The sequence below is a fragment of the Pseudoclavibacter chungangensis genome, assembly GCF_013410545.1.
Taxonomy (GTDB): Bacteria; Actinomycetota; Actinomycetes; order Actinomycetales; family Microbacteriaceae; genus Pseudoclavibacter; species Pseudoclavibacter chungangensis.
The window spans coordinates 170,944-195,867 of the sequence record NZ_JACCFV010000001.1 but is presented as its reverse complement, the minus strand read 5'-3'; the positions used below and the strand labels follow the sequence as shown (position 1 = coordinate 195,867).

General features: G+C 71.6%; 19 protein-coding genes. 7 read left to right on the top strand and 12 right to left on the bottom strand.

Going from position 1 to position 24,924, the window contains the following annotated elements:
• Positions 1-306 precede the first annotated feature (306 nt).
• Complete coding sequence (locus HNR16_RS00810; protein WP_225737728.1) at positions 307-5,535, top strand: Lhr family ATP-dependent helicase; 5,229 nt, start codon at positions 307-309, stop codon at positions 5,533-5,535.
• Here the strand turns inward: HNR16_RS00810 and HNR16_RS00805 are convergent.
• The gene (locus HNR16_RS00805) at positions 5,528-6,736 is read right to left on the bottom strand and encodes an MFS transporter (protein ID WP_158039122.1); all 1,209 of its coding nucleotides are present in this window, start codon (positions 6,734-6,736) and stop codon (positions 5,528-5,530) included. The two genes, HNR16_RS00810 and HNR16_RS00805, sit on opposite strands and share 8 nt — an antisense overlap.
• Positions 6,737-6,863: 127 nt before the next feature.
• Between HNR16_RS00805 and HNR16_RS00800 the strand changes: the two genes are divergently transcribed.
• Positions 6,864-7,691, top strand: a complete 828-nt coding sequence (locus HNR16_RS00800; RefSeq protein ID WP_158039121.1) for a DNA-formamidopyrimidine glycosylase family protein — start codon at positions 6,864-6,866, stop codon at positions 7,689-7,691.
• Positions 7,692-7,735: 44 nt separating this feature from the next.
• On the opposite strand, the gene HNR16_RS00795 is transcribed toward HNR16_RS00800, so the two are convergent.
• On the bottom strand, positions 7,736-8,671 hold the full coding sequence (locus tag HNR16_RS00795) for a quinone oxidoreductase family protein (protein WP_158039119.1): 936 nt from the start codon (positions 8,669-8,671) through the stop codon (positions 7,736-7,738).
• Positions 8,672-8,743: 72 nt separating this feature from the next.
• Between HNR16_RS00795 and HNR16_RS00790 the strand changes: the two genes are divergently transcribed.
• Positions 8,744-9,160, top strand: a complete 417-nt coding sequence (locus HNR16_RS00790) for a MarR family winged helix-turn-helix transcriptional regulator (RefSeq protein ID WP_158039118.1) — start codon at positions 8,744-8,746, stop codon at positions 9,158-9,160.
• Positions 9,161-9,327: 167 nt separating this feature from the next.
• Here HNR16_RS00790 and HNR16_RS00785 read toward each other — a convergent pair whose 3' ends face one another.
• A complete protein-coding gene (locus tag HNR16_RS00785) occupies positions 9,328-10,797 on the bottom strand; it encodes an NAD-dependent succinate-semialdehyde dehydrogenase (protein WP_158039117.1) in 1,470 nt (489 codons plus the stop codon).
• Positions 10,798-11,174: 377 nt separating this feature from the next.
• On the opposite strand from HNR16_RS00785, the gene HNR16_RS00780 reads away from it, so the two are divergent.
• The 3 genes from HNR16_RS00780 (at position 11,175) to HNR16_RS00770 (ending at position 14,040) form a co-directional block, all read left to right on the top strand.
• On the top strand, positions 11,175-12,413 hold the full coding sequence (locus tag HNR16_RS00780; RefSeq protein ID WP_179558034.1) for an exonuclease domain-containing protein: 1,239 nt from the start codon (positions 11,175-11,177) through the stop codon (positions 12,411-12,413).
• 267 nt (positions 12,414-12,680) lie between these two features.
• Positions 12,681-13,181 (top strand): septum formation family protein, encoded by a 501-nt coding sequence (locus HNR16_RS00775; protein ID WP_179558033.1) that lies wholly within the window; start codon positions 12,681-12,683, stop codon positions 13,179-13,181.
• Positions 13,182-13,290: 109 nt separating this feature from the next.
• Positions 13,291-14,040 (top strand): IclR family transcriptional regulator, encoded by a 750-nt coding sequence (locus HNR16_RS00770; RefSeq protein ID WP_158039113.1) that lies wholly within the window; start codon positions 13,291-13,293, stop codon positions 14,038-14,040.
• Positions 14,041-14,050: 10 nt separating this feature from the next.
• Here HNR16_RS00770 and HNR16_RS00765 read toward each other — a convergent pair whose 3' ends face one another.
• The 7 genes from HNR16_RS00765 to HNR16_RS00735 form a co-directional block, all read right to left on the bottom strand.
• Entirely contained in the window at positions 14,051-14,641 is a 591-nt protein-coding gene (locus HNR16_RS00765; protein ID WP_158039111.1) for a TetR/AcrR family transcriptional regulator, read from the bottom strand.
• A 72-nt stretch (positions 14,642-14,713) separates the two neighbouring features.
• Positions 14,714-15,754 carry an LLM class flavin-dependent oxidoreductase gene (locus HNR16_RS00760; protein WP_158039109.1) on the bottom strand — a complete coding sequence of 347 codons (1,041 nt, stop codon included), beginning with the start codon at positions 15,752-15,754 and terminating at the stop codon, positions 14,714-14,716.
• Positions 15,755-15,836: 82 nt separating this feature from the next.
• A complete protein-coding gene (locus tag HNR16_RS00755; RefSeq protein ID WP_158039108.1) occupies positions 15,837-16,340 on the bottom strand; it encodes a magnetosome magnetite crystal formation protein family in 504 nt (167 codons plus the stop codon).
• Positions 16,341-16,464: 124 nt separating this feature from the next.
• Entirely contained in the window at positions 16,465-17,115 is a 651-nt protein-coding gene (locus HNR16_RS00750) for a magnetosome magnetite crystal formation protein family (protein WP_158039106.1), read from the bottom strand.
• 163 nt (positions 17,116-17,278) lie between these two features.
• Positions 17,279-17,728 (bottom strand): DUF4870 domain-containing protein, encoded by a 450-nt coding sequence (locus HNR16_RS00745; RefSeq protein WP_158039104.1) that lies wholly within the window; start codon positions 17,726-17,728, stop codon positions 17,279-17,281.
• Positions 17,729-18,284: 556 nt separating this feature from the next.
• Positions 18,285-19,817: a GMC family oxidoreductase gene (locus HNR16_RS00740; protein WP_158039103.1), complete on the bottom strand. Its 1,533-nt coding sequence runs from the start codon at positions 19,815-19,817 to the stop codon at positions 18,285-18,287.
• Positions 19,818-20,016: 199 nt separating this feature from the next.
• The gene (locus HNR16_RS00735) at positions 20,017-21,504 is read right to left on the bottom strand and encodes an APC family permease (RefSeq protein WP_158039102.1); all 1,488 of its coding nucleotides are present in this window, start codon (positions 21,502-21,504) and stop codon (positions 20,017-20,019) included.
• 355 nt (positions 21,505-21,859) lie between these two features.
• Here HNR16_RS00735 and HNR16_RS00730 point away from each other — a divergent pair, with 355 nt between their 5' ends.
• Positions 21,860-23,842, top strand: a complete 1,983-nt coding sequence (locus HNR16_RS00730; RefSeq protein ID WP_179558346.1) for a primary-amine oxidase — start codon at positions 21,860-21,862, stop codon at positions 23,840-23,842.
• A gap of 426 nt (positions 23,843-24,268) precedes the next feature.
• Here the strand turns inward: HNR16_RS00730 and HNR16_RS00725 are convergent, their stop codons facing one another.
• Positions 24,269-24,487 carry a hypothetical protein gene (locus HNR16_RS00725; RefSeq protein WP_158039101.1) on the bottom strand — a complete coding sequence of 73 codons (219 nt, stop codon included), beginning with the start codon at positions 24,485-24,487 and terminating at the stop codon, positions 24,269-24,271.
• Between the two features lie 141 nt (positions 24,488-24,628).
• A complete protein-coding gene (locus tag HNR16_RS00720; RefSeq protein WP_179558005.1) occupies positions 24,629-24,883 on the bottom strand; it encodes a hypothetical protein in 255 nt (84 codons plus the stop codon).
• Between the last annotated feature and the right edge of the window lie 41 nt (positions 24,884-24,924).

Below are 24,924 nucleotides of genomic sequence, written 5' to 3'. Positions count from 1 at the left end.
ACCACGCCCCCAGTCGCCTCGAACGAGCATCCGGCGACACCGTCGACGGCCGCTCCACACGATCGACCGCGAGGCCGACGCCCGCGACGCCAACGCCCCCAGCCCTCGAACGACCACCCCGCGACGCCGACGACAATCACGGCCGTGGCCCCCGCGGCCGATCACCCGCGTCCCGCGGCCGGAGCACGAGGCGGGCCACGTCCCACGCTGCCGGATACACGGTCACGGGCCCGGCATCCGCGGGCGCAGGCACACGGGTCACGGCGACGTCGGCTCCGTGTCGGTGGGCTGTGGTTGGCTGAGACGGTGCACGAATCCGACGAGACGACGAGCGGCGTGAGCCCCGAGGGCGACGGCCTCGAGCGGTTCGCGCCCGCGACCCGCGAGTGGTTCCGCGGTGCGTTCGACCGCCCGACGGCGGTGCAGCGCGGTGCGTGGAACGCGATCTCGGCCGGCAACCACACCCTCGTCGTCGCGCCGACCGGCTCGGGCAAGACCCTCGCGGCGTTCCTCTGGGCCATCGACCGGCTCGCCGCCGCCGAGGACGACGGCGCACTCATCCCGCCCATCCCCCGTGACGTGGGGCCCTCGAAGCGACACCGCGCGACGAGCGTCGTCTACCTCTCCCCACTCAAGGCGCTCGGCGTCGACGTCGAACGCAACCTCCGCTCCCCCCTCGTCGGCATCACGCAGACGGCCCGCCGCATGGGCGTCGACGCGCCGGCCGTGACGGTCGGTGTCCGCTCCGGCGACACGTCGGCGAGCGACCGCCGGGCGCTGTTGCGCGAGCCGCCCGACATCCTCATCACCACCCCCGAGTCGCTCTACCTCATGCTCACCTCGCAGGCGCGCTCGACGCTCAGCGAGGTCGCGACCGTCATCCTCGACGAGGTACACGCGGTCGCGTCGACGAAACGCGGCTCGCACCTCGCGTTGACGCTCGAACGGCTCGACGCGCTGCTCGAGCGTCCAGCGCAGCGCATCGGCCTCTCGGCGACGGTGCGGCCGCTCGACGAGATCGCCCGCTTCCTCGCGGGTGATGCGCCCGTCGAGATCGTCGCGCCCGGGAGCGAGAAGCGATTCGACCTGCTCGTCGAGGTGCCGGTCGACGACCTGAGCGACATCGGCTCGGCGACGCCGAGGCGCGGCGGCCCGAGCGACGACGACGATCCCGTCTTCGGTTCGGCGGCGCAATCGCTTCGCGACCCGGACGACACCCCCGCCGGGTCGATCTGGCCGCACATCGAGGAATCGATCGTCGACCGCGTGCTCGACCACCGCTCGACGATCGTGTTCGTCAACTCCCGCCGGCTCGCCGAACGCCTCACGGCACGGCTGAACGAGATCTACGAGGAACGGCTGCAAGCTGCCGAGGACCTCGGCGACCTCACCGTCGTCGAGGACGAGGTCGAGGACGAGAACGCGCGGGCTGGACGCGGCGAGCACGGGACGAGCGACCCCGCCGCCGCCCCGTTCACGACCGACGTCCCGACTGCCGACCCGCCGATCACGATCGACGACGCCGGGGACGCACCGCTCGGCGGCCCCGTCAACTGGTCCGCGGGGTTCGGGCCCGGGCGCCCCGCGCCGCGCGACCCCGACCGTCCGACGCCCCGGCACCCCCCGGCGATGCTCATCGGCGGCTCCGGGCAGTCCGGCGGCGCCGACCCCGTGCTCGCCCGGGCCCACCACGGCTCGGTCTCGAAGGAGGCGCGCGCCGAGGTGGAGGAGGCGCTCAAGTCGGGCCGCCTGCGCTGTGTCGTCGCGACGTCGAGCCTCGAGCTCGGCATCGACATGGGTGACGTCGAGCTCGTCATCCAGGTCGAGTCGCCGCCGTCGGTGTCGTCCGGGCTGCAGCGCGTCGGGCGCGCCGGCCACCAGGTCGGCGTCGTGTCGGAGGGCGTGTTCTACCCCAAGCACCGCGCCGACGTCCTGCACTCCTCGGTCGCCGCGGCCCGCATGGTCGCGGGCCGCATCGAGCGCATGTCGATCATCGCGAATCCGCTCGACGTGCTCGCGCAGCAGACGGTCGCGGCGGCCTCGGTGGATGAACTCGACGTCGAGGAGTGGTTCGATCTCGTGCGCCGCTCGGCGCCGTTCGCCTCGCTCTCGCGGCCCGTGTTCGACGCGACCCTCGACCTGCTCGCCGGCCGCTACCCGTCCGACCAGTTCTCGGAGCTGCGGCCGCGCATCGTGTGGGACCGCGACCGCGGCGTGCTCCAGGGGCGGCAGGGCGCGCAGCGCCTCGCCGTGACCTCGGGGGGCACGATCCCCGATCGTGGCCTGTTCGGCGTCTTCCTGCTCGCCTCGAGCGACGGCGACGCGCCGGGCGTCACCGACGAGGGCGCCTCGACGCCCGCGGCACGCCGCGGTGGCATGCGCGTGGGCGAGCTCGACGAGGAGATGGTCTACGAGTCGCGTGTGGGCGACGTGTTCGCGCTCGGGACGACGAGCTGGCGCATCGCCGAGATCACGCACGATCGCGTGCTCGTGACACCCGCGTTCGGCGAGCCCGGCCGGCTGCCGTTCTGGGTGGGCGACGCGCTCGGCCGGCCCGCCGAGCTCGGTGAGGCGATCGGCGCGATCACGCGCGGCATCGATCGCGCGATCCAGGCCGCCGGGCAGGGCGGCCCGCCGTCGCGCGACGACGGACGCGATCCACGGGTCGGCTTCCTTCCGGACGACCTCGCCGCGATCACGGACGACCGGGCCGCCGGGAACCTCGTCGAATACGTCCGCGAGCAGCGCGACGCGACGGGCCAGGTGCCGAGCGACACGACCCTCGTCGTCGAGCGGTTCCGCGACGAACTCGGCGATTGGCGGCTCGTGCTGCACTCGCCGTACGGCACGCCCGTGCACGCGCCGTGGGCGCTCATGGTCTCGGCACGCGTGAACGAGCGCTTCGGGCTCGACGGTGCCGCGGTCGCGAACGACGACGGCATCGTCGTGCGCATTCCCGAGGGCGATGCGGAGCCGCCCGGCGCGGAGCTGTTCGTGTTCGAGCCCGACGAGGTCGAGGCGATCGTGTCGCGCGAGGTCGGCGGCTCGGCGCTGTTCGCCTCGCGTTTTCGCGAGGCCGCGGCGCGGGCCCTGCTCCTGCCCCGACTCCACCCGGGCAAGCGTTCACCGCTGTGGCAGCAGCGGCAGAAGGCGGCGCAATTGCTCGACGTCGCGCGCACGCACCCGACGTTCCCGATCATCCTCGAGACGGTGCGCGAGGTGTTGCACGACGTGTACGACCTCGACGCGCTGCAGCGCCTCACCAGCCGCATCGCGCGGCGCGAGGTGCGCATCGTCGACGTGCAGACCGAGCAGGCCTCGCCGTTCGCGCGCACGATCCTGTTCGGGTACGTCGGCGCGTTCATGTACGAGGGCGACTCGCCGCTCGCGGAGCGGCGGGCCGCGGCCCTCGCGCTCGACCCGGCGCTGCTCGCGGATCTGCTCGGACGCGTCGAGCTGCGCGAGCTGCTCGATGCGGACGTCATCGCGCGCGTCGAGCTCGAACTCCAGCGACTCGCACCGGGTCGTCAGGCGCGCGACCTCGAGGGGGTCGCCGACCTGCTGCGCGTCATCGGCCCACTCTCCGCGAACGAGATCGCGGCACGGCTCGAGGACCCGGACGCGGAGGCCCCCAGCACCGAGAACGCGGCGGCGGAGTGCCCGCACGCGGAGTCCCACGAGCCCGACACCGACACGCACACCGACACCGACACCGACACGATCGATGCGGACCACACCGTTCTCGCGGACGATGCCGGACCGGAACCCGCCTCGGCACGCTCCGCTGCAGCGACACCGCAGCCCCCGTCGGCCGAGCACCTGGCGCGCGCCGAGTCGATCGCGCAGGACCTCGTGTCGGCGCGCCGCGCCCTGCGGGTGCGCATCGGGGGCGAGTGGCGGTTCGCCGCGATCGAGGACGCGTCCCGGCTGCGCGACGCGGTCGGCGTCGCGCTGCCGATCGGCGTGCCCGTCGCCTTCGTCGAGCCCGTCGCCGACCCCGTCGGCGATCTCGTCTCCCGCTATGCGCGCACGCACGGGCCCTTCACGATCGATGCCGCGGCCGATCGCCTCGCGCTCGGCCGTGCGGTCGTGCGCGAGACCCTCACGCGGCTCGAACTCGCGCGCCGCGTCGTGCAGGGCGAGTTCCGTCCCGACGGGACGGGCACCGAGTGGGTCGACGCCGAGGTGCTGCGCCGCATCCGCGCCCGCTCGCTCGCGGCACTGCGCAGTGAGATCGAGCCCGTCGAACAGTCCGCCTACGCGCGCTTCCTTCCCACCTGGCAGCACGTCGGCGGCACGCTGCGGGGCGTCGACGGCGTCGTGACGGTCGTCGACCAGCTTGCCGGTGTACCCGTCCCGGCATCGGCGTGGGAGAGCCTCGTGCTGCCCGCGCGGGTCACGGACTACTCGCCCGTCCTGCTCGACGAGTTGACCGCCTCGGGCGAGCTCGTGTGGCGCGGGCACGGCTCGATCGCGGGCGGCGACGGATGGGTGAGCCTGCACCTGTCCGACACGGCGCCGCTCACGCTCCCCGCCGAGCCGGAGGGCGAGCCGGACGCCCTGGGTGAGCGCATCGTCGAACTCCTCGCGGGCGGTGGTGCGATGTTCTTCCGGCAGCTCGCCGATGCGCTCGGTCACAGCGACGACGGCGTGCTCGCCGACGCGATCTGGGAGCTCGTGTGGCAGGGGCGCCTGACGAACGACACGCTCGCACCGTTGCGCGCGCTCCTGAGCGGTGGTGCCGGGACGGCGTCGAAGTCGGCCCACCGGACCGCGAGCCGCGCCGCCCGCGGGCGCCTGTACCGGGGCCGCGTCGGGACACCCGCGCAGCAGGCCCCGTCCCGCCTGGGGCCACCGCGCGTGTCGGGCCGCTGGTCGCTCGTCCCCACGGGCGAGCACGACGCGACCGCCCGCGCCCACGCGGCGGGCGATCTGCTGCTCGACCGGTACGGGGTCGTCACGCGCGGCGCGGTCATGGCCGAGGAGCTGCCGGGCGGGTTCGCGCTCGCCTATCGCGTGCTCTCGCGCTTCGAGGAGTCCGGACGCGCGCGACGCGGGTATTTCGTCGAGCGCCTCGGCGCGGCCCAGTTCTCGACGGCCGGCGCGGTCGACCGGCTGCGCACGTTCACGCGCGAGCCCGGCGACGAGCGGCGCGCGCTGGAGGCCGTGACGCTCGCATCGACCGACCCGGCGACCCCGTTCGGCGCGGCGCTCGCGTGGCCCGAACCACCCGAGAGCGACGGCACGCGCCATCGGCCGGCGCGACGCGCGGGCGGGCTCGTGACGATCGTCGACGGCGCGCTCGTGCTCTACGTGGAACGCGGCGGGAAGACACTGCTGACGTTCGAGCGGGACGACGACGTGCTCCGCGCCGCCGCGGCGTCGCTCGCCGAGACGGTCGGGCGGGCGCGCATCCCGAACTTCGTGATCGAGAAGGCCGACGGCGAGTTCGTGCTGGGCCACGACCTCGGGACGTGGCTGCAGGAGGCGGGATTCTCGGCGACGCCGCGTGGCCTGCGCCTGCGCGTCAGGTGAGGTCCCGCGTCGCCCGCAGCACGATCGCGGAGGCCGCGAGGCACAGGACGTAGGCGGCGCCGACGGCGAGCCAGCCGCCCGTGAATCCCGCCGTGGAGTCGACGAGCGCCCCGACGACGAACGGGCCCGTCGCGAACCCCGCGTACATGCCGCTCGCCGTCACACCGGTGGCGCGTCCGAGTCGGCCGGGACCGACGAGCGCCATGACGGTCGCGTTGACGACGACGTTCGCGCCGAGCACCGAGATGCCGTGGAGCGCGACGGCGATCCACAACAGGACGGAGGCGTGCAGGAGCCCCGCGAGGAGGAGGAGCGCGGCGGCACAGATCGCTCCCGTCGAGAGCAGCATGAGCAGGGCACCCGCTCGCGCACCGCGCGCGAGCCGTCGCCCCCACCACACGCGGCTCGCGACGCCGATGAGACCGCTCGTCGCGACGAGCGCCCCGCCGAGCACGAGGCCGTACCCGAAGTCGTGCACGGCGAACAGCGCGAGGTAGGCGTTCGTCGCCTGCACGCCGAAACCGGAGAGGAACGACACCGCACTGAGGAGCACGATGACGCCCCACGGTGCCCGTTCGAGTTCGCCGACGCGCACCTCGCCCGTCCGCAGCGGCACGATCGTCGGCGGCTCGTCCTTCGCCGCCGGGATGACGAGGAACGTGGCGACGAGCAGCCCGACGCACAGCAGCGAGACGCACAGCGCGGCGCCGTGCCATCCGAACACGAGCGCGAGCGGCGGGAAGAGGATGCCCGCGACGAGCTGGCTCGCCTGCACGCCGGACTGCTTGACGCCGATCCAGCCGGTGCGCTGCTCGGGGGTCGCGAGGGTGCGGATCGTGCGGTTCGTCGTCGGGTTCGACATGGCCTGCGAGAGTCCCGCGAGCACGGCGGTCGCGAGGAGGAAGGTGTAGTCGGGAGCGAACCCCGATACGACGAGCGCGAGCGCCGCGCCGCCGAAGAGGATCACGAACTGCACCCGCAGGGAGAGCCGGTCGGCGAGCCAGCCGAACGCGATGCTCGCGACGGCGGCAGAGGCGAACACGACCGTGAGGATCGCGCCGAACGCGGCCGAGGAGATGCCGAAGGTCGTGATGACGAGGGCGCTCGTCGCGGCGAGCCCGAAGTTGAAGAGCGGTCCGGCGCCCATCGCGCTCGTGATGAGCGTGAGGAGCGCGACGTCGTGGCGCTTCGATCGGGACACGACCGCCAGCCTACGTCCGGCTCGGGGCTCCGGACGGCGTGCACAATGGCCGTGGCGCGTCGCCGCCCGCCGGGCGCGGACCCGCGCGCACCAGGTAGCTCCCCGTCCCAGGAAGGGAACACGATCGATGCCCGAGGGCGACACCGTCCACCGCGTCGCGGCGCACCTGCATCGTGCGCTCGCGGGCCGCGTGCTGACGCGCGCGGACCTGCGTGTGCCGAAGCTCGCCGCGGTGCAGCTCGCGGGCGAGCGGGTGGACGAAGTGGTCGCGGTCGGCAAGCACCTGCTGCACCGCATCGGACCGTTCACGCTGCACACCCACCTCGGTATGGACGGCGAGTGGCAGGTGCTGCGCCCCGGGGCGCGCTGGCCGAGCCCGGCGCACCGGGCGCGGGTCGTGCTCGCGAACGAGCGGGTCGAGACCGTGGGGTTCGACCTACCCGTCGTCGAGCTCGTGCCGCGGGAGCGCGAGGGGGAACTCGTCGGGTATCTCGGCCCGGATCTGCTCGGGCCCTCGTGGAACGCCGACGAGGCCGTTCGTCGGCTCGCGGCCGCGCCCGAGCGGGAGATCGCCGATGCGCTGCTCGATCAGCGCACCCTCGCGGGGCTCGGCAACGAGTACGTCAACGAGCTGTGCTTCCTGCGTGGCCTCGATCCGCGTACGCCGGTCGCGCGCTCGGGAGATCTGGCGGCGCTCGTCGATCTCGCGCACCGGCTCATCGTCGCGAACCGCGATCGGGTGGAGCGGACGACGACCGGCGATCTGCGCCGTGGGCGGCGCTCGTTCGTGTACGACCGCGAGGGGCTCGCGTGCCTGCGCTGCGGGACCCGCATCGTGCGGGACCGGCACGGGGGCGTCGGGTCCGGCCTGGGAGCCGGATCGACGAGCCGTGGCTCGGACGAGTCACGAGTGAGCTACCGCTGTCCCGTGTGCCAGCCGCCACCGGGGCCGTGATCCGGCCGACCACGCAGGGCCGGCCCGTCACGCAGGACGCGACCTCAGAACGTGAACACGGTACGCGTCGCCGCATCGGCGTCGGTCCACGCGCTCGCGACGTCCTCGGCGCCGACGGTGCGCACCGGCACCGTGAGCCCGTCCGCGATCGCCTCGACGATCGAGGGCAGTTCGGCGACGAACGCCGAGCGTCCCACCGAGCCCTGGCCGCTGCCGACGACCGTGAGTCCGGAGGCGCGCAGGGCTGCGGAGGGGATCGGTGACTCGGCTCCGGCGCTCGAGCCGATCGAGACCCAGTCGAGGCGCGCGGCGCGGTCGCGTCGAGCGGTGACGATCGCGCGCATCGTGTCGGCCGCGGGCACGCCCCAGAGGTAGTCGAGCACGACGTCCGCCTCGGCGGCCGTCTCGCCGATCCGGGCCGTGTCCGCGAGCGGGATCGTCTCGTCCGCGCCGTACCCGGCGAGTGCCGCGAGGCGTTCCGGGTTCCGGCCGCTCGCGACGACGTGCGCGGCGCCGAGCCGCTTCGCGACGCGCACCGCGCTGCCGCCGGCGATGCCGGTCGCCCCGAGGACGAGGACGGTCGCATCCGCCGGCATCGTGATGCGCCGACGGAGCGCGACCCAGGACGACATGACGGGATTGACGGCGGCGGCGACCTCGGCGGGATCGGCACCGTCGGGCAGGACGACGCTCGCGCGCGGGTCGACGGCCACCCGCTCGGCGAACGAGCCGCGGACGTCCGAGCCGATGGCGACGTACCTCGTCGTGCCGTCGGGGAACCGGGCGACGCCGTCGACGCCCGGGACGAGCGGCAGGACGCCCTCGCTCGTGTAGTGCGAGCCGCTCGCCTGGGACCGGACGCGCGGATGGAGCGCGGCGGCGATCATCCGGACGACGACCTCCCCCTCATTCGGCCGGGGGTCCTCGATGTCCTGCCACTCGGGGGGCCGATCGAACGCCGTGACCACGATTGCCTGCATGACGCCTCCATTAGTTCGTATTACGAATCACTTTAGCTCGCGCGCCGTCCCACTCCGCCGTACTGTCGGCGTATGCCCAGCACGAGCGACGACGAACGACTCGTCGACGCGCTCGGCCAGGCGGCGTTCACGACGATGGGCACGCTGAGCGATCTGGCCGCCGAGGCGGGCATCTCGCTCACCCAGCTCCGCGTCGTCGCGATCCTCCGCGACCGACGCCTGCGCATGAGCGATCTCGCCCGCTATCTCGGCCTGCAGCGCTCGACCATGTCGGGGCTCGTGACGCGCGGGGAACGGCGCGGGCTGCTGCGGCGCACACCCAACGAGGACGACGCGCGCGCGATCGACGTGCTGCTCACGCCGCAGGGGCACGAGCTCGCCGCGAAACTCGAGGCGTCCCTCCACGAGACGCTCCGACCGGTCATCGAGACCCTACCGCCCGGTGACCGGCGCACGCTCGCCGAGCTGCTCGTCCGCATGCTCCCGTGACCGGATCGCTCGAGGCGGCCGGGCCGCGGGCCCGATCGAGCCGAGCCGCGCCGCGCCGAACCAAGCCGAGTCGAGCCGCGCCGCGCGGACGCGTGCCGCGACGACGAGTGCCCCGGACGATTCGTCCGGGGCACTCGTGGGCTCGCCGCGTCATGCGGCGGCGCGGGTCACGCGTAGGGGTTCGGGGTGAGCGTGTACTTCGTGTAGAGGTACTCCTCGATGCCCTCGAAGCCGCCCTCGCGGCCGATGCCCGACATCTTGACGCCGCCGAACGGGGCGGCGGCGTTCGAGAGGACGCCGACGTTGAGGCCCATCATGCCGGTCTCGAGGCGGTCGATCATGCGCTGACCGCGCTTGAAGTCCTGCGTGAAGACGTACGACACGAGGCCGTATTCGGTCTCGTTCGCGAGCCGCACCGCCTCGTCCTCGTCGGCGAACGTGATGATGGGCAGCACGGGGCCGAAGATCTCCTCGCTGAAGATCTTCGTCGCGTCGGTGACATTCGAGAGCACGGTGGCCTCGAAGAACGAGCCCGGTCCTTCGACGCGCTTGCCGCCGGTCACGAGCGTCGCACCGTTCGCGACGGCGTCGTCGACGAGCTCGGCGACCTTGTCGACCGCCTTGTCCTCGACGAGCGGGCCGATCGTGACGCCCTCCTCGGTGCCGCGGCCGATCGTGAAGCCGTTCACGCGGTCGGCGACGCGCCGGCCGAACTCCTCGGCGACGTCCTGGTGGACGAGGATGCGGTTCGCGGCCGTGCAGGCCTGGCCGATGTTGCGGAACTTCGCGGCGATGACGCCCTCGACGGCCGCGTCGAGGTCGGCGTCCTCGAAGACGACGAACGGCGCGTTGCCGCCGAGCTCCATCGAGGTGCGCAGCACGTGCTGGTTCGCCTCGTTCATGAGCTGGATGCCGACGGGCGTCGAGCCCGTGAACGAGAGCTTGCGCAGGCGCGGGTCGGCGATGATGGGCGACGAGACGCCGCCGGTGTTGCGCGTCGTGATGACGTTGACGACGCCCTTCGGGAGGCCCGCCTCCTCGAGCAGCTTGACGAAGTAGAGCGTCGTGAGGGGCGTGAGCGACGCGGGCTTCACGATGGACGTGCAGCCGGCGGCGATCGCGGGCGCGATCTTGCGGGTCGCCATGGCCAGCGGGAAGTTCCACGGGGTGATGAGGAACGCCGGCCCGACGGGGTGCTTCGTGACGATCATGCGCCCGGTGCCCTCGGGCTGCGTGCCGTAGCGGCCGTGGATGCGCACGGCCTCCTCGCTGAACCAGCGGACGAACTCGCTGCCGTAGGTGACCTCGCCCTGCGCCTCGGCGAGCGGCTTGCCCATCTCGAGCGTCATGATGAGGGCGAGCTCGTCGCGGCGCTCCATCATGAGGTCGAAGGTGCGACGGAGGATCTCGCCGCGCTCTCGCGGCGCGGTCGCGGCCCACTCGGCCTGCACGGCGACCGCGGCGTCGAGCGCCGCGATGCCCTGTTCGGGCGAGGCGTTCGCGATGCGCACGAGCTCGGTGTTCGTCGAGGGGTCGTTGACGGCGAACGGCTCACCGTCGCCGTCGACCCACTCGCCGCCGATGAACAGCTGCGTCGGGACCTGCGCGAGAAGGTCGGCTTCGGAGGGATAGGTCATGCGGAACTCCTCGTGGAATGGGCCGGATGCGTCCGGCGACCGTGCCGATGCCGACCGTCGCGGTGTCCCGCGACGACGCGGTGCGCCACGGGCGCGCGACGGATGATGTCGCACGATGCGCCGTGAGGTCGCCGGTCCTCAATCTACACCCACCGGACCGGATGACCGCCTGGCGAGAAGAACAGTTGTTGCCGATCGATTCGGGCACGTGCACAACACCACCGGGTCCCGGGCGACCACCGACCACCTCGTCGCCACAGCCCGGATGCCCCTGAACCTCGGGGCACCCTAGGGCCTCGAAGTGGACCCACGGCGCGACACGCCGCGACATGATGGTCGGAGCAGTTCGCAGCAGACCTCCCCCCGGAAAGGCGAACATGACCGGCTACACCGTCATCGACCTCGAAACCACCGGCGTCGCGCCACACCGCAACGACCGGATCGTCGAGATCGCACTTGTCCACGTCAGCGCCGACGGTCGAGTCGAAGACACCTGGTCGTCGCTCGTGAACCCGCTCCGCGATCTCGGCCCGGTCGGGGTGCATCGCATCTCACCGCGCGACGTCGAGGAGGCGCCGACCTTCGAGGCGCTCGCCCCGGCCGTGCTGGAGCGCGTGCGCGGCCGGACGCTCGTCGCCCACAACGCCGGATTCGACACCGGCTTCCTCGTGGCCGAACTCGAGCGCGCGGGACTCGTCGAGGCGGGACACGCGCTCCCGGCGGTCTGCACGATGCAGTGGGCGAACCGATTCCTGACGGCGCCGTCCCGCAAGCTCGCCGACTGCTGTGCCGCTGCCGGGATCGAGCTGCAGGACGCGCACTCCGCCCTCGGCGACGCGGTCGCGACCGCGCACCTGCTCGCGCACTACATCGCGTCGAGCGACGAGGTCCCGTGGCGGGAGACGCTGCGCCGCTCGGCCGACTACCCCTGGCCGGACGTGACCGTGCCCGGCGCCGCCCCCCATCCGCGCGAGCTCGCGGTCGCGATCTCGCCCGGCGATTGGGTTTCTCGCATCCCCGACCACGACGAAGTCGCTCACGAGGACGCGACCACCGCGTACCTCGCACTGCTCGACCGCACGCTCGTCGACGGTTCGCTCGCAGTACACGACACGAACGCGCTCGTCGCGACCGCGACGGAACACGGTCTCGCCCGTCGGGTGGTCCTCGCCGTCCACGCCGACCACCTCGTGGCCCTCGCGGGCGAGGAGCTGGAGCACGGGTTCGGATCGCGGCGCAGTCGCCGTCGCCTCGAACGCGCGGCGATCGCGCTCGGGCTCGGCGAGAGTTCGGTCCGCGGCGCCCTCGATCGGGCGGCCGAGGCGCCGACGGCGACGCGTCCCACCGTGATCGCGCTGCGCCCGGGCGACCGGATCGTGTTCTCCGGTGAGCTGGACACGGATCGCGACGTGTGGGCCCGGCGGATCGCGGCCCTCGGCCTCACGACGGGCGGTGTCACGAAGACCACACGGTTCGTGGTGACGACCGATCCCGACTCCCGCTCGGGCAAGTGCATGAAGGCTCGGGAGTTCGGTGTACCGATCGTCTCCGAGGCGACGTTCGAGCGCCTCCTCCGCGACCACGGCCTGCCCGCCGAACTGCGCATGGGGGCCTGAGCCGCATGGGGGCCTGAGCCGCACGGGGGCCTGAGCACAGCGCCCCTGCGACACGACGAGGGCGTGATGTCGGTCGAACGTTGCGAACGGTCGCAATGAATCGTCCGGAGATACACCTCAAGGCGTATGAGTGGAGTCGCACGCACCCAATAGGGTCCGAGTGCCGCCTGTTCGACTCGATCCGTCAGGAGCTGCCGGGCGATGTCGGGACGGCGCGCGGGAGGACGATGTCCCGCGGCCATCGGCACGACACCACGGAGGACCCACATGTCAACGCTCACCCCGGCCCGCGCCGCCCTTGCCGGCCTCTCTGCGGTGGTGCTCGCGCTCTCGCTGAGCGGCTGCTCGATCCTGTCCGACCTGACCTCGGGCGGCGGCCCGGACCGCGACGAGGACGGCGCCGTCGCCGCGACGGAGGAGGCCGACGTCTTCTCGCTCAAGGTCGGCGACTGCCTGAACGAAGCCTCGGGATCGATGATCTCGGACGTCGAGTTCGTCCCGTGCGGGGAGCCGCACGACTGGGAGGTGTACGCCGAGACGGAGGTCGAGGGCTCGGAGCTGCCCGCCGACATCGACACGCAGGCGGAGAACTACTGCGTTCCCCAGTTCGAGTCGTTCGTCGGGCTCGACTACAACTCCTCGGCGCTCGAGGTCACGTGGTTCGTGCCGTCCGAGCAGAGCTGGTCGTCGGGTGACAAGCTCATCACGTGCATCGTGCTCGACCCGGCCGGGCAGACGACGGGAAGCCTCGCGGGCGCCGCTCGCTGACCAGCGGACGCACCCCGCTCGACGGTGCGGCCCCGACGTGCACACGCGTGCGGGTCGGGGCCGCGTCGTCGTTCCGGGAAGCGGGGACGCCTCTGGCACACTTGACCCCGTGTCTGATGAATCGACCTCGGGACGTGAGACGAGTTCCTCCCGCTCACAGACGCTCAGCCGTGGGATCCGCGCGCTCGAGGTGCTCGCGGAGGCGAGCGAACCGCTCACGATCGCGGAGCTCGCGTCGCAGCTGGCGGTGCACCGTTCCGTCGCCTACCGGATCCTGCGCACGCTCGAGGATCACGGTCTCGTGGATCGCGATCTCGCGGGCCGCGTGCGACTCGGGACGCGCATGGCCGCGCTGGCTCGCGGTGTGTCACGTGATCTGCAATCGGTCGCACTGCCCGAGCTCAGCGCCCTCGCGAACGACCTCGGCGTCACCGCACTCGTCGCCCTGCTCGACCGCGACGAGGTCGTGACGCTCGTGAGCGTCGAACCGCATCACGCGCGCACCTCGGTGAGCCAGCGGCCGGGCACGCGACACCCGCTCGAGCGTGGCGCCCCCGGGACGGCGATCCGCATGCAGCTCGGCGCGACTCGCACATCGCGGGCGGCGGAGTCGCACGCGGCGGAGTCGGCGGACCCGGGCGAGGCCGCCGATCTCGCGGCGGCCCTCGAGGTCGGCTACGCGACGAGCACCGACGAGGTCATCCCGGGCCTGTCCGCCGTCGCCGTCCCGCTGCGACTTCCCGACGATCCGACCCTCGCGACCCTCGCTGCCGTCTACGTCACGGCCTCGACCGACGCGAGCGCGGTACCCGCCCGACTCGTCCGCGCCGCCGAGACGATCACCGAGCGACTTCGCTGACCGCGCGGACTCAGCGGGCTCCGTCGAACGATTCGAGGTAGGGCGAGAGCAGGCGACGCACCGGCCCGAGCGCCGTTTCCGCGTCCCCGCCGCCCTCGACGTCGCGCGAGGCGCGGTAGAGAACGGCCTGCACGAGGTCGGCCGTCGCTTCGGCCTCGGGGTCCCCGAGGTCGACGAGGGCGGCGACGAGCGGGCGCTGCTGCTCACGGTGCATCTCCGACGGCGTGATCACCGCGATGTCACCGGCCGTAGCCGCGGCGATGCCCCGGAACACGGCATGCTCGCCGCTCGCCACGAGTTCGACGTTCGCTTCGACGTAGGCCAGGATGCGTGCCGCCGGTGTGCCCGCGGCGCGCATGCGTGCGTCGACGTGGGCCGACCAGCGCGGAACGGCATCCTGGATCACGGCGCGGAGGAGGTCCTCCTTGGAGTCGAAGTACTGGTACACGCTCGAGCGCGCGAGCCCGGTGCGCGCGGCGACCGCCGCGAGCGTCGGCGCCTCGGTCGCTCCCTCGGCGAGAAGCGAACGGGCGGCGTCCAGAATGGCCCGTTCCTGTTGGGCGCGGTGTTCCAGCACGGTCGAGGCGGTGATGCGTGGCATCGCCCCTCCCCTCGTCGGCGTCGCGTGGGTGCATTCGGCCCGTTGCGACATCGGGCACGCTCGAGCCTATCCTCAGCCGTCGGCGAGGAGTTCCCGCACTCGGGGAACGACGACGGTTCCGTAGAGCTGGATCGCACGCATCGACCGATCGTGCGGCAGCGTGCCGGCCGAGTACTTCAGGTCGAAGCGGTCGGCACCGACCGCGCGGACGGTGTCGGCGATCTTGCGCGCCACGGTCTCGGGCGAGCCGACGTGGAGTGCCCCGTGTGCCACGCCGTCCTCGAACGCCTCGCGCGTGAGGGGCGGCCAGCCCCGATCGCGGCCGATGCGGTCGCTCATCGCACGGTAGTGCGGCCAGTACTGTTCGACGGCATCCTCGTCGGTGTCGGCGATGTGGCCGGGCGAGTGCACTCCGACGGGCGTGTCGAGCGGCTTGCCGAACTTCTCGAGCGCCTGGCGATAGAGGCGCACGAACGGCTCGAAGCGCGCGGGCTCGCCGCCGATGATGGCGAGCATGAGCGGCAGGCCGTGGTGCGCGGCGCGGATGACCGATTCGGGACTGCCGCCGACGGCCACCCAGGTGGTGAGCGGCGCCCGCTCGAGGCGGGGGTGCACGACGGCGCCGTGGAGCGCCGAGCGCTTCGTGCCGGACCACGTGACGGCCTGGCCGCTCGCGAGCTTCGCGAACAGGTCGAGCTTCTCGTCGAACAGGACCTCGTAGTCGGCGAGGTCGAAGCCGAACAGCGGGAACGATTCCGTGAACGAGCCGCGCCCGACGATGGCCTCGGCGCGACCGTTCGAGATCGCGTCGACGGTCGAGAACCGCTGGAAGGCGCGCACGGGGTCGTCCGAGGAGAGCACGGTCACGGCGCTGCCGAGTCGGATCCGCTCCGTGCTCGCCGCGATCGCCGCGAGCACGGTCTCGGGCGACGAGACGGCGAAGTCGTCGCGGTGGTGTTCACCGACGCCGAAGAAGTCGACACCGACGCGATCGGCGAGGACGCCCTGCGCCACCACGTCGCGGATGACCTGCGCGTCCTCGAGCCGTTCGCCGTCGAGTCCCACGGTGACGTCGCCGAAGGTGTCGAGGCCGAGTTCGACGGTGCTGCCCATGCTGCGCTCCGATCAGAGATTCATGCGTTTACATGAATGTGAACGTCCTGGATCATCGAGTATTCCCGACCATGCGCGCATGTCACGAGGACCGGACGAACGGGATCGCGAACACGGTCCGGAACCCGACGCCCCGATCGGCGGCCTGGCCGCCCATGATCGCGGTGATGAGGGCGAGCGTGCCCCAGCTCGCGACCCCGAGGAGCACCGCGGATGCGGCGAGCCCCGCCCAGGCCCCGCCGTCGCGGCTCTCCACGCCCACGGCGACGAGGGCCACGACGAGCGCGAACAGGACGAGCTGCACGGCGATGTACGTGAGCATCCAGTTCAGGCCGTTGCGCACGTTGACCCGGACGGCCTCGACCGGGTTCTTCCGCTCCTCCCGATACGTGGAGATCACGACGAGCACCCAGACCAGGAACCCGAGCACGGGAATGAAGAGGTAGAACGCCGACCACCACGCGAGCGCGCCCGTCACGGGAGCGGCGTCGGCGTGCGACGTCGTCCCGTCCTCACTCGTTCGCGACCGACCCGGCCCCTGCGACGTGACATAGCTCCCGGGCGTGGTCGCGCGCGCGTCGTCCATGTGCTCCCCCTCCATGACGGTCGCCCCTGCGACCCGACCGCACGAGCGTATGCGTCGCGATGTGCCCCCGCCCGCCCCGAGATCCGCGGGCTCGCGCCCCGGACCGGTGCGTCGGCGATCCTGCCTATCGGACGAACGTGATCAGGTAGGACGGCGCGTGGACTTCGCCGCGCCCGGCCGCGATGCCACCCTTGATCGCCGTCACGATCGCCGTGATGCCCCAGATGCAGGCGAGCAGGTACAGCGGAATCACGAACAGCCCCACGGTCCCCTCGTCGCTGCCGTTCGCGCTCGCGAACACCACGACGAGTGCGATGAGTACGAAGATCACCACCTGCACGGCCGTGTAGGTCAGCATCCAGTTCAGCCCGTTGCGCGCATTGAGGCGCGCGGGCTCGAAGGGGTTGCTGCGTTCGCGGAGATAGGTGACGAGCGCGACGACGAGCCACGCGAGTCCGCCGACGAAGGGGATGTAGCTGAAGAACATGCACCACCAGGCCATCGCACCGGTCGAGGTGACGGGCATCGGCGCGGGAACCCCGCCGCCCGGCGCCACACCGGATGCTCCCGAATGCGGCCAGGCGGACGTGGCCCCGGCACCGCCCGGTGTCGGCGCGGCTGCCGGCGCAGGTGTCTGCACCGCCGCCGGCCCAGCGGGGTCCGGCAACGCTTTGTCGAGCGACGTCGATGCGGGTTCGCCCGTCACCCACGTGCTCGTCCCCGAACCGTCCGTCTGCCCGGCGGAATCGTCGATGCCGTCGTGTTCGGTCCCCATGTGTTCCCCCTCCGCGGTCACCGTGCGCGTCCCGTCCGTGCGAGCCTACGGTGCGCCGCTGCCGCTCGGAGGCCCCGTGATTCGTCGACACGTGTCCGCGCGGACGCACGAACGCCCCCGTTCGACCCGAGGAGCGGGTCGAACGGGGGCGTCGGGGCCCGGGTCAGCCCTTGATGAAGTTGATCGCCGCGGGGGCGCGGTAGACCTGGCCCCTACCTGCAGCGAGGCCGCCCATGATCGCGAACACGATGGCCACGATGCCCCAGATCGCCCCGAGGAGCCACGGGATGAACAGCAGCGGCGACGTCGAGTCCGCGGAGACGCCGGTCGACGTCGTGGTGGTGGATGCGGTCGCGAAGACGATGATGATCGCGATGACGCTGATGACGATCCCACCGAGAACGAACGTGAGCATCCAGTTCAGCGCGTTGCGTGCGTTGCCGCGCGCGAGCTCGCCCCGCTCACGGCTCTGCGAGAACAGCACGATCACGATGATGATGTACGCGAGTCCCCCGACGAACGGGACGAACGAGAAGAAGTAGGACCACCAGCTGAACGCGCCGGTTGACTGAGTTGCGGGAACCCCACCCTGGGGCTGGTCGTACGAGGTCATATGCGGCTCCTGTCGCGTCGAGCACCAGTAGTACTCTGGGACGTTATCGCATCGGATCCTCGAACCCTAGGGGTGGGCGCGAGCTCCCGTTCGAAATCATCCCCTCGACGTTCTCGGGTGGTCCGTCTGGTGGTTGTGGCGCGACGACGGGATATCGGCGGGAATGGGTGACTGCGCTCCGAGAGCCCCATCTCCCCCACACACGCCTGAACCGATTCACCCGTTCCGGCCGAGAATCGGACATTTCGGCCTCTTCCCGCGGACGCACGATCGGACGGGAAAAAGCGCCGCCCCGGGGGAACACGGCATCCCCGGGGCGGCGCGGCTCGGAAAACTCACTCCGTTCTCCGACCACCCCCTCGTCGTCGACGACTCGTTGGCGATCGGACGGCCCTGGCGGACTCCGCAGGACCGGGATGTCTCAGTATCACACCGTCAGGGCCTCCAGCGATAGCCGATAGCACGCTCCCCACAAGCGCCGTGGGCGAACTCCACCAACGAACGTGACAGAACGTCTCGATCCGACGACCGTCCCACCCCGCGGGCCGGGCTCCGATCAGGCATCGCGACCGAATGCGCCGTCGGCGATGATCGCGTCGGACGCGCGCTCGCCGATGAGGATCGACGGCGCGTTCGTGTTGCCCGAGGGGACGCTCGGCATGATCGACGCGTCCGCCACGCGCAGTCCGTCGACACCGTGCACGCGGAACGTGGTCGGGTCGACGACGGCACCGTCGTCCGTGCCCATCCGGCACGTGCCGACCTGGTGGTGGTACGTCGTCACCCACTCGCGCATGTGTCGATCGAGCGACGCGTCGTCGAGGGCGTCCGGCGTCGGGAACACGATGCGCGCGCCCCACGCCTCCGCGAGCGGCGACTGCCCGGCGATGTCGATGATCTGCGCCATGGAGCGTCGCAGACTCTCGACGTCGGCCTGCTCGTCGAGGATGTTCGGGTCCATGAGCGGCCGTTCGCGGGGGTCGGCGCTCGCGAGCCGGAACGTGCCCCGGCTCTCGGGGCGCACGAGGCCGGCCTGCAGCGTGAGGACGTTCGCGAGGTCGACTCCGTCGGGCGCGATCATGGGCACGTCGAAGTAGATCGGCTGCGTGTCGGGCACGTCGCTGCCCTCGCGGAACGTCGTGAAGCTGTGCACCTGTGCGACCGGCTCGTTGACCTGCCGCTCGGGCCACGCCCGGTCGAGCTGCACGAGGAACGGGACGAGCAGGTGATCGTGCAGGTTCTCGCCGACACCGCTGCGGTCCACGACGACGTCGATCCCGACGTCGCGCAGGTGACCCGCGGGCCCGATCCCGGAATGCAGCAGGACGCGCGGACTGTCGAGCGCGCCCGCCGCGAGGACGACCTCGTCGGCGTGGAGGCGCTCGAGCGTGCCGTCGATCTCGACCTCGACGCCCGTGACCCGGCCCCCGTCGAACAGCAGACGGTGCACCCAGGCTCCCGTCCGGAGCGTGAGCCGCGGGTCGTCCTGCACGGGGCGGAGGTAGGCGCGATACGACGAGAACCGCTCGCCGTCGCGCAGATTGAGCTGCATCCACGAGACGCCCTCGATCGTCGCCCCGTTGTAGTCGGGATTCGCGGGGACACCGGCCGCTACCGCGGCGTCGTGGAGCGCCTCGAACACGGGATTGTGCGGGTAGTCGGTCGTGACGTCGAGGAGCCCAGCCTCGCCGCGGTACTCGGACGCGCCGCCGTCGAAGTGCTCGATGCGCCGGAAGACCGGCAGGACCTCGTCCCAGGACCATCCCGTCGCCCCCTCGCGCACCCACCGGTCGTAGTCGCCGTGCGCGCCACGCACGTAGATCGATGCGTTGAGCGAGTGCGATCCGCCGAGGACGCGGCCGCGCGGCCAGTGGATGCGGCGGTCGAACGCGTTGCGCTGCGGCGTCGTGAAGTAGTTCCAGTCGTTCGGACCACCCCAGAGTTCGCCGAGGCGACCGAGGTCCTGGATGCTCGGGTCGACGTCGCTGCCGCCGGCCTCGAGGAGTGTCACCTCCGCTCCCGCGTCGAGCAGCCTGCGGGTGATGACGGAGCCGGCGGAGCCCGCATCGATCACGATGACATCGGTCATGTCTGTTCCTTCCTCGGAGCACATGGAGCGCGCGCGGTCGTCGTCGACCTTCCTCGGGGCGGTTCGACCACGTCGTCGCATCACGCACGCTCATCACATCCGACTGACCGATCGGTCACTTGACGATGCGTGCACGGCACGTGCCGATGCGTGCCGACGTCCGGGCGGCGCCGCGGCCCCGCCGTCCGGACGTCGGCGATCACGCGACCCGGTCGGGATCCTCCACGCTGTGGCCGATGCGCGCGTACGTCGCCGGATCCCGTCGGCGCAGGACCACGGCCCAGATCATGCCCGCCACGCCGGGGAGGACGACGATCGCCGGCAGCACCCATGTGAGCAGGTTCGATTCCTCCTGGCCGAGCATCATGTCGAAGTTCGCGAGGATCAGGACGAGGAGCACCGTCAGGAGCACCGTCCCCACGACGGGGGCGACGAGCCGCACCCACACCGAGACGCCACGGGCATCGCGACGGAAGAACCCGATGACCGCGATCCCGACGATCGCCATGAGCAGGACGAGTCCCATCGCGCCCGTGTTCGTGAGCCAGGTGAACATCGTGAGGACGGGGAACAGCGGGTCGTCGCTCGACGCTCCGGCGATCACGAAGCCGAGGGTGACGACGATCGCGATGACCGTCTGCGTCACCGAACCGGCCCACGGCGCATGCGAGGAGGCGCGAACCGAACCGAGCCAGCGGGGCAGCACGCCCTCGCGACCGAGCGAGAAGAAGTAGCGCGCGACCGCGTTGTGGAACGACTGGAGGGCCGCGAAGAGGCTCGTGATGAACAGGATGTGCACGATGTCCGTCACGACGACGCCGACGTGCTCGCCGAGGAACGCGAACAGCAGGCCCGGACCGAGCTCCTGGCTCTGCGCGACCGCGGCGCTCGGCCCGACCCCGACGATCATGGCCCACGAGCTGAGCGCGTAGAAGACCCCCGCGACCACGACCGCGAGATAGGTGGCTCGCGGGATCGTCCGCGCCGGATCCTTCGCCTCCTCGGCGTAGATGGCGGCGGACTCGAAGCCCATGAAGGCGGCGACGCCGAACGCGAGCACGACGCCGATGCCGGGCGCGAACAACGAGCTCGGGGCGAGCGGCGCGATCGTGACCCCCTCGGGCTGGGCGACGAAGCTCACGACGTCGAACACGATCACGGCGACGAACTCGAGCGCGACGAGCACGCCGAGCACCTTCGCGGAGAGGTCGACCCGGTTCACACCGAGGATGCCGACGGCGATGATCCCGAGCCCGACCCACAGCCACCAGGGCGTCGTGATGCCGAATCGCGTACCGAGCCAATCGCTGATCGTGAAGCCGAAGAGCGCGAAGATGCCGACCTGCATGGCGTTGTAACAGACGAGGGCGACGAGCGAGGAGCCGACACCCGCGATGCGGGAGATGCCCTGCGCGATGTAGGCGTAGAACGCGCCCGCATTGGTGACGAAGCGGCTCATGGCGGCGTAGCCGACCGCGAACACGAGCAGGATCACGGCGAGCACGATGTAACCGAAGGGCACACCGAGCGATCCGCTCACCGCGAGGCTCGTGGGCACGCCACCCGCGATGACCGTCAGCGGCGCCGATGCCGCGATGATCATGAGCGTGATGGACGACACGCCGAGGCGGCGGCGGTCGAGTGCGCCGCCGGTCGCTGTTCCGGGTTCCGCTGACGATTCGGTCATGTTTCTCCAAACCTCGGGGGCGCGGGTCCGTTCGCGCGCCATGGCCAATCCTGTGCCGCGGGTCGTCGGCGCACTTGGACGTCGACGCAGCCGTGTTGTCGTGCACCGCATTCTTCGACCGATGGAGAGGATCAGTCCCCCGCGGGTCGCGGACGCCCCTCGGTGGACCTCGATGCATCGAAACACAGTGTTTACCGACGCTTGTAGAAAAATGACGGGATTCCGTGTCAGACTCGGCCGACCGCGTCGCCCGCACCGCACCGAAGCGCAGCGAAGCGAAGCGAAGCGCCGAACGGCGCAGCGACTCGTCCGACGAAAGGCAGCCACCGTGGCAGACACCACCCACACGCACGGAATGCGCGTGTCGACCATCACCGAGCCGACCCACCCGCTCGACATGCTCACGGCCGACGAGATCGCGCGAGGGCGCGCGATCCTGGCCCGCGAGGGGCGCATCACCGAGCACACGCTCTTCCCGAACGTCCTGCTCGTCGAGCCCGACAAGGACGCGGTTCGCGCGTTCAGGCCGGGCGATGCGCTCGACCGCAAGATCCTGTTCGTGAGTCTCGAGCGGGACACGGGCGTCTCGACCGAGACGGTCGTCTCGCTCGCCGACGACGCGATCGAGCGCACGACGACCGTCCCCTCCGGCGAGTTCCCCTACGGCCAGCCGCCGTACGCGTGGGAAGAGTTCGATGCCGTCGAGAGACTCGTGAAGGCGAGCCCGGAGTGGCAGGCCGCGATGCGGCGCCGCGGGCTCGAGGACCGCATGGAGCACGCGTTCTGCGGGCCGCTCGCGCCCGGCTACTTCGGCTACGAGGACGAGATCGGTCGACGCATGGTGCGCTCGCTCACGTTCCTGCGCGAGTCGCCCGGCGACGTCGCGTGGAGCCATCCGGTCGAGGGGCTGCTCGTGACGCTCGATCTCACGAGCGGGAAGGTCGTCTCGATCTTCGACGAGGGCGACGTCGCGACGGCCGAGATCTCGGGCCGCTACGACACCGAGGCGGTCGGCCCCGCGCGCACCGATCTGAAGCCGATCGAGATCACGCAGCCCGAGGGGCCGAGCTTCTCGGTCGACGGCGGCGAGGTCTCCTGGCAGGGGTGGCGGTTCCGCGTCGGCTTCAGCTCCCGCGAGGGGCTCGTGCTCAACCAGGTGACGTACCGCGACGGTGACGAGGACCGCCCCGTGCTGTATCGGGCGAGTATCCCCGAGATGGTCGTGCCGTACGGCGACAACTCGCGCAACCGCTACTGGATCAGCTACTTCGATGCGGGCGAGTACAACCTCGGCAAGAACGCGAACTCGCTCGCGCTCGGGTGCGACTGCCTCGGGGTCATCCACTACTTCGACGGCGTCGTCGCGGACGATTTCGGCAACCCGATGCCGATCCCGCAGGTCGTGTGCATGCACGAGGAGGACTTCGGCGTGCTCTGGAAGCACACGGAGCTCGGCTATCGCCCGGACGTGCGCCGGCAGCGGCGACTCGTCGTGTCGTACTTCGCGACCGTCGGCAACTACGACTACGGCTTCTACTGGTACTTCTACCTCGACGGGTCGATCGAGGTCGAGGCGAAGGCGACGGGCATCGTGTTCAACGGGTCGGGCGTGCCCGGGGCCGAGGAGCGGCACCGGCTCGAGATCGCGCCGGGCCTGTTCGCGCCCGTGCACCAGCACCTGTTCTGTGCGCGCCTCGACGTCGAGGTCGACGGGCCCGACAACTACGTCGACGAGGTCGATGTCGTGCGCATCCCGATGGGCGAAGAGAATCCCTACGGCAACGCGTTCACGTGGTCGCGTACGCGGCTCGAGCACGAGGGCGGCCGCGACGGCAACGGGGCGGCGGGGCGCACGTGGCACATCGGCTCGAAGACGCGCACGAACGCGGTCGGCAAGCCCACCGAGTTCCAGCTCATCGGCCAGGACCTGCCCGTGCTCATGGCCGACCCGGGGTCGAGCGTGTACCAGCGGGCGGGCTTCGCGACGAAGCACACGTGGGTGTCGAAGTTCGAGCCCGGCGAGTACTGGCCCGCGGGCGACTACCCGAATCAGCACGCGGGCGGCGCGGGGCTTCCGGCCTACACGGCGGACGGCGACGACGTCGACGGCGGCGACATCGTCGTGTGGCACACCTTCGGGCCGACGCACCTGCCGCGGCCGGAGGACTTCCCGATCATGCCGGTCGACGTGTACCGCTTCCACCTGAAGCCGTACGGCTTCTTCGACCGCAACCCGGCACTCGACGTGCCCGACTGGTCGGCGCCGGCCGAGGGCGGCTCGTGCTGCAGCCACGAGGGCCACGGGGCGACGGGCCTGCCGGTGTACGGGAAGGACTGACCGCCGGGCGGCACGGTGTCGGGCTCACGGGCCCGGGGGCTCACGATCCCGGGCCTGAACCGTCCCGGGCCTGAACCGTCCCGGGCCGCGCCCTCCTGGGCCCCACGGTCCCGACCCGACCCGTCCCGAGCGTCGCCGCCGCGGCTCCCCCGTCACGGACTGCACCGTCACGAACTGCACCGTCACGGGGCAGCCGGGACGGTGACCGCGCTGCTAGGGTCCCACCGGACGGCGGGGGACGTCGCGCCGGGAACGGGGGATGCATGTCCGACTCCATCGATACGATCATCGGCGAACTCGCGGAGGCCCTGCAGGGGGGTCGCCGTCCTCCGCGGCGCGAGGCGCGTTTCGTTCTCGATCGCGGGCATCGCGGACCGGGTCGCCGGCGAGGTCGTGCTGTCTGCCGAGGGCGTGGAGATCGCACGGTCACCACTCGATGCGTTCGACGAGTTGCGCGACCTCGTCGTGCGGTTCCGGTCGGCGGCGGCCGTCGTCGATCGCGGCACGTGGTTCGTCGCAACGGCCCGGCTCGAACCCTTCGGGGAGGCCTCGTTCGACCTCGACGACATTGCCGAACCGCCACTCGCCGTGAGCGATGCGGACGTGCTCGCCGAGCAGGCGCGGTTCCCCCGCTCCCCCGAGCACCGACCACCCTGGTTCGCCGAACGCCTCGCGCGGGCCGAGACGGCGAGGGACGCCGCCTCGGGCCGCCGAACCGTCCGCCTCTCGATGTCGGGTGACACGCCGTCTGCGACGCGACCGTCGCCGGACGCGGCACCCGCCCCGTCATCGGGTGCCGATGCCGACGGTCCGCCCACGCCCGCGACGGGGCACACGCCCGATGCGTTCGTCGAGGTCGTCCGTGACGCGGTGCGTGTCGCGCCGGATCAGCTCTCGCTCCGGGTCGAACTGGTCCGGCTGCTGTGCGAGCACGCAGCGATCGAGGCGTTCGCGGAGATCGATGCGCTCGCCGACCGGGGTGCCGATCCGGCCCTCGTCGCCCGTCTCCGTACGGACGCGGTCGGGGCGCTCGCGCGTCACGGATCGGGATCGACACACGCACCCCCGGAGGGGCCGGCTCG

Excerpts from the sequence above, each read along its gene's own strand:
- HNR16_RS00800 (WP_158039121.1), top strand. The coding sequence starts at position 6,864 with ATGCCCGAGGGCGACACCGTCCACCGCGTCGCGGCGCACCTGCATCGT.
- HNR16_RS00795 (WP_158039119.1), bottom strand. The coding sequence starts at position 8,671 with ATGCAGGCAATCGTGGTCACGGCGTTCGATCGGCCCCCCGAGTGGCAG.
- HNR16_RS00790 (WP_158039118.1), top strand. The coding sequence starts at position 8,744 with ATGCCCAGCACGAGCGACGACGAACGACTCGTCGACGCGCTCGGCCAG.
- HNR16_RS00785 (WP_158039117.1), bottom strand. The coding sequence starts at position 10,797 with ATGACCTATCCCTCCGAAGCCGACCTTCTCGCGCAGGTCCCGACGCAG.
- HNR16_RS00780 (WP_179558034.1), top strand. The coding sequence starts at position 11,175 with ATGACCGGCTACACCGTCATCGACCTCGAAACCACCGGCGTCGCGCCA.
- HNR16_RS00775 (WP_179558033.1), top strand. The coding sequence starts at position 12,681 with ATGTCAACGCTCACCCCGGCCCGCGCCGCCCTTGCCGGCCTCTCTGCG.
- HNR16_RS00765 (WP_158039111.1), bottom strand. The coding sequence starts at position 14,641 with ATGCCACGCATCACCGCCTCGACCGTGCTGGAACACCGCGCCCAACAG.
- HNR16_RS00760 (WP_158039109.1), bottom strand. The coding sequence starts at position 15,754 with ATGGGCAGCACCGTCGAACTCGGCCTCGACACCTTCGGCGACGTCACC.
- HNR16_RS00755 (WP_158039108.1), bottom strand. The coding sequence starts at position 16,340 with ATGGACGACGCGCGCGCGACCACGCCCGGGAGCTATGTCACGTCGCAG.
- HNR16_RS00750 (WP_158039106.1), bottom strand. The coding sequence starts at position 17,115 with ATGGGGACCGAACACGACGGCATCGACGATTCCGCCGGGCAGACGGAC.
- HNR16_RS00745 (WP_158039104.1), bottom strand. The coding sequence starts at position 17,728 with ATGACCTCGTACGACCAGCCCCAGGGTGGGGTTCCCGCAACTCAGTCA.
- HNR16_RS00740 (WP_158039103.1), bottom strand. The coding sequence starts at position 19,817 with ATGACCGATGTCATCGTGATCGATGCGGGCTCCGCCGGCTCCGTCATC.
- HNR16_RS00735 (WP_158039102.1), bottom strand. The coding sequence starts at position 21,504 with ATGACCGAATCGTCAGCGGAACCCGGAACAGCGACCGGCGGCGCACTC.
- HNR16_RS00730 (WP_179558346.1), top strand. The coding sequence starts at position 21,860 with ATGCGCGTGTCGACCATCACCGAGCCGACCCACCCGCTCGACATGCTC.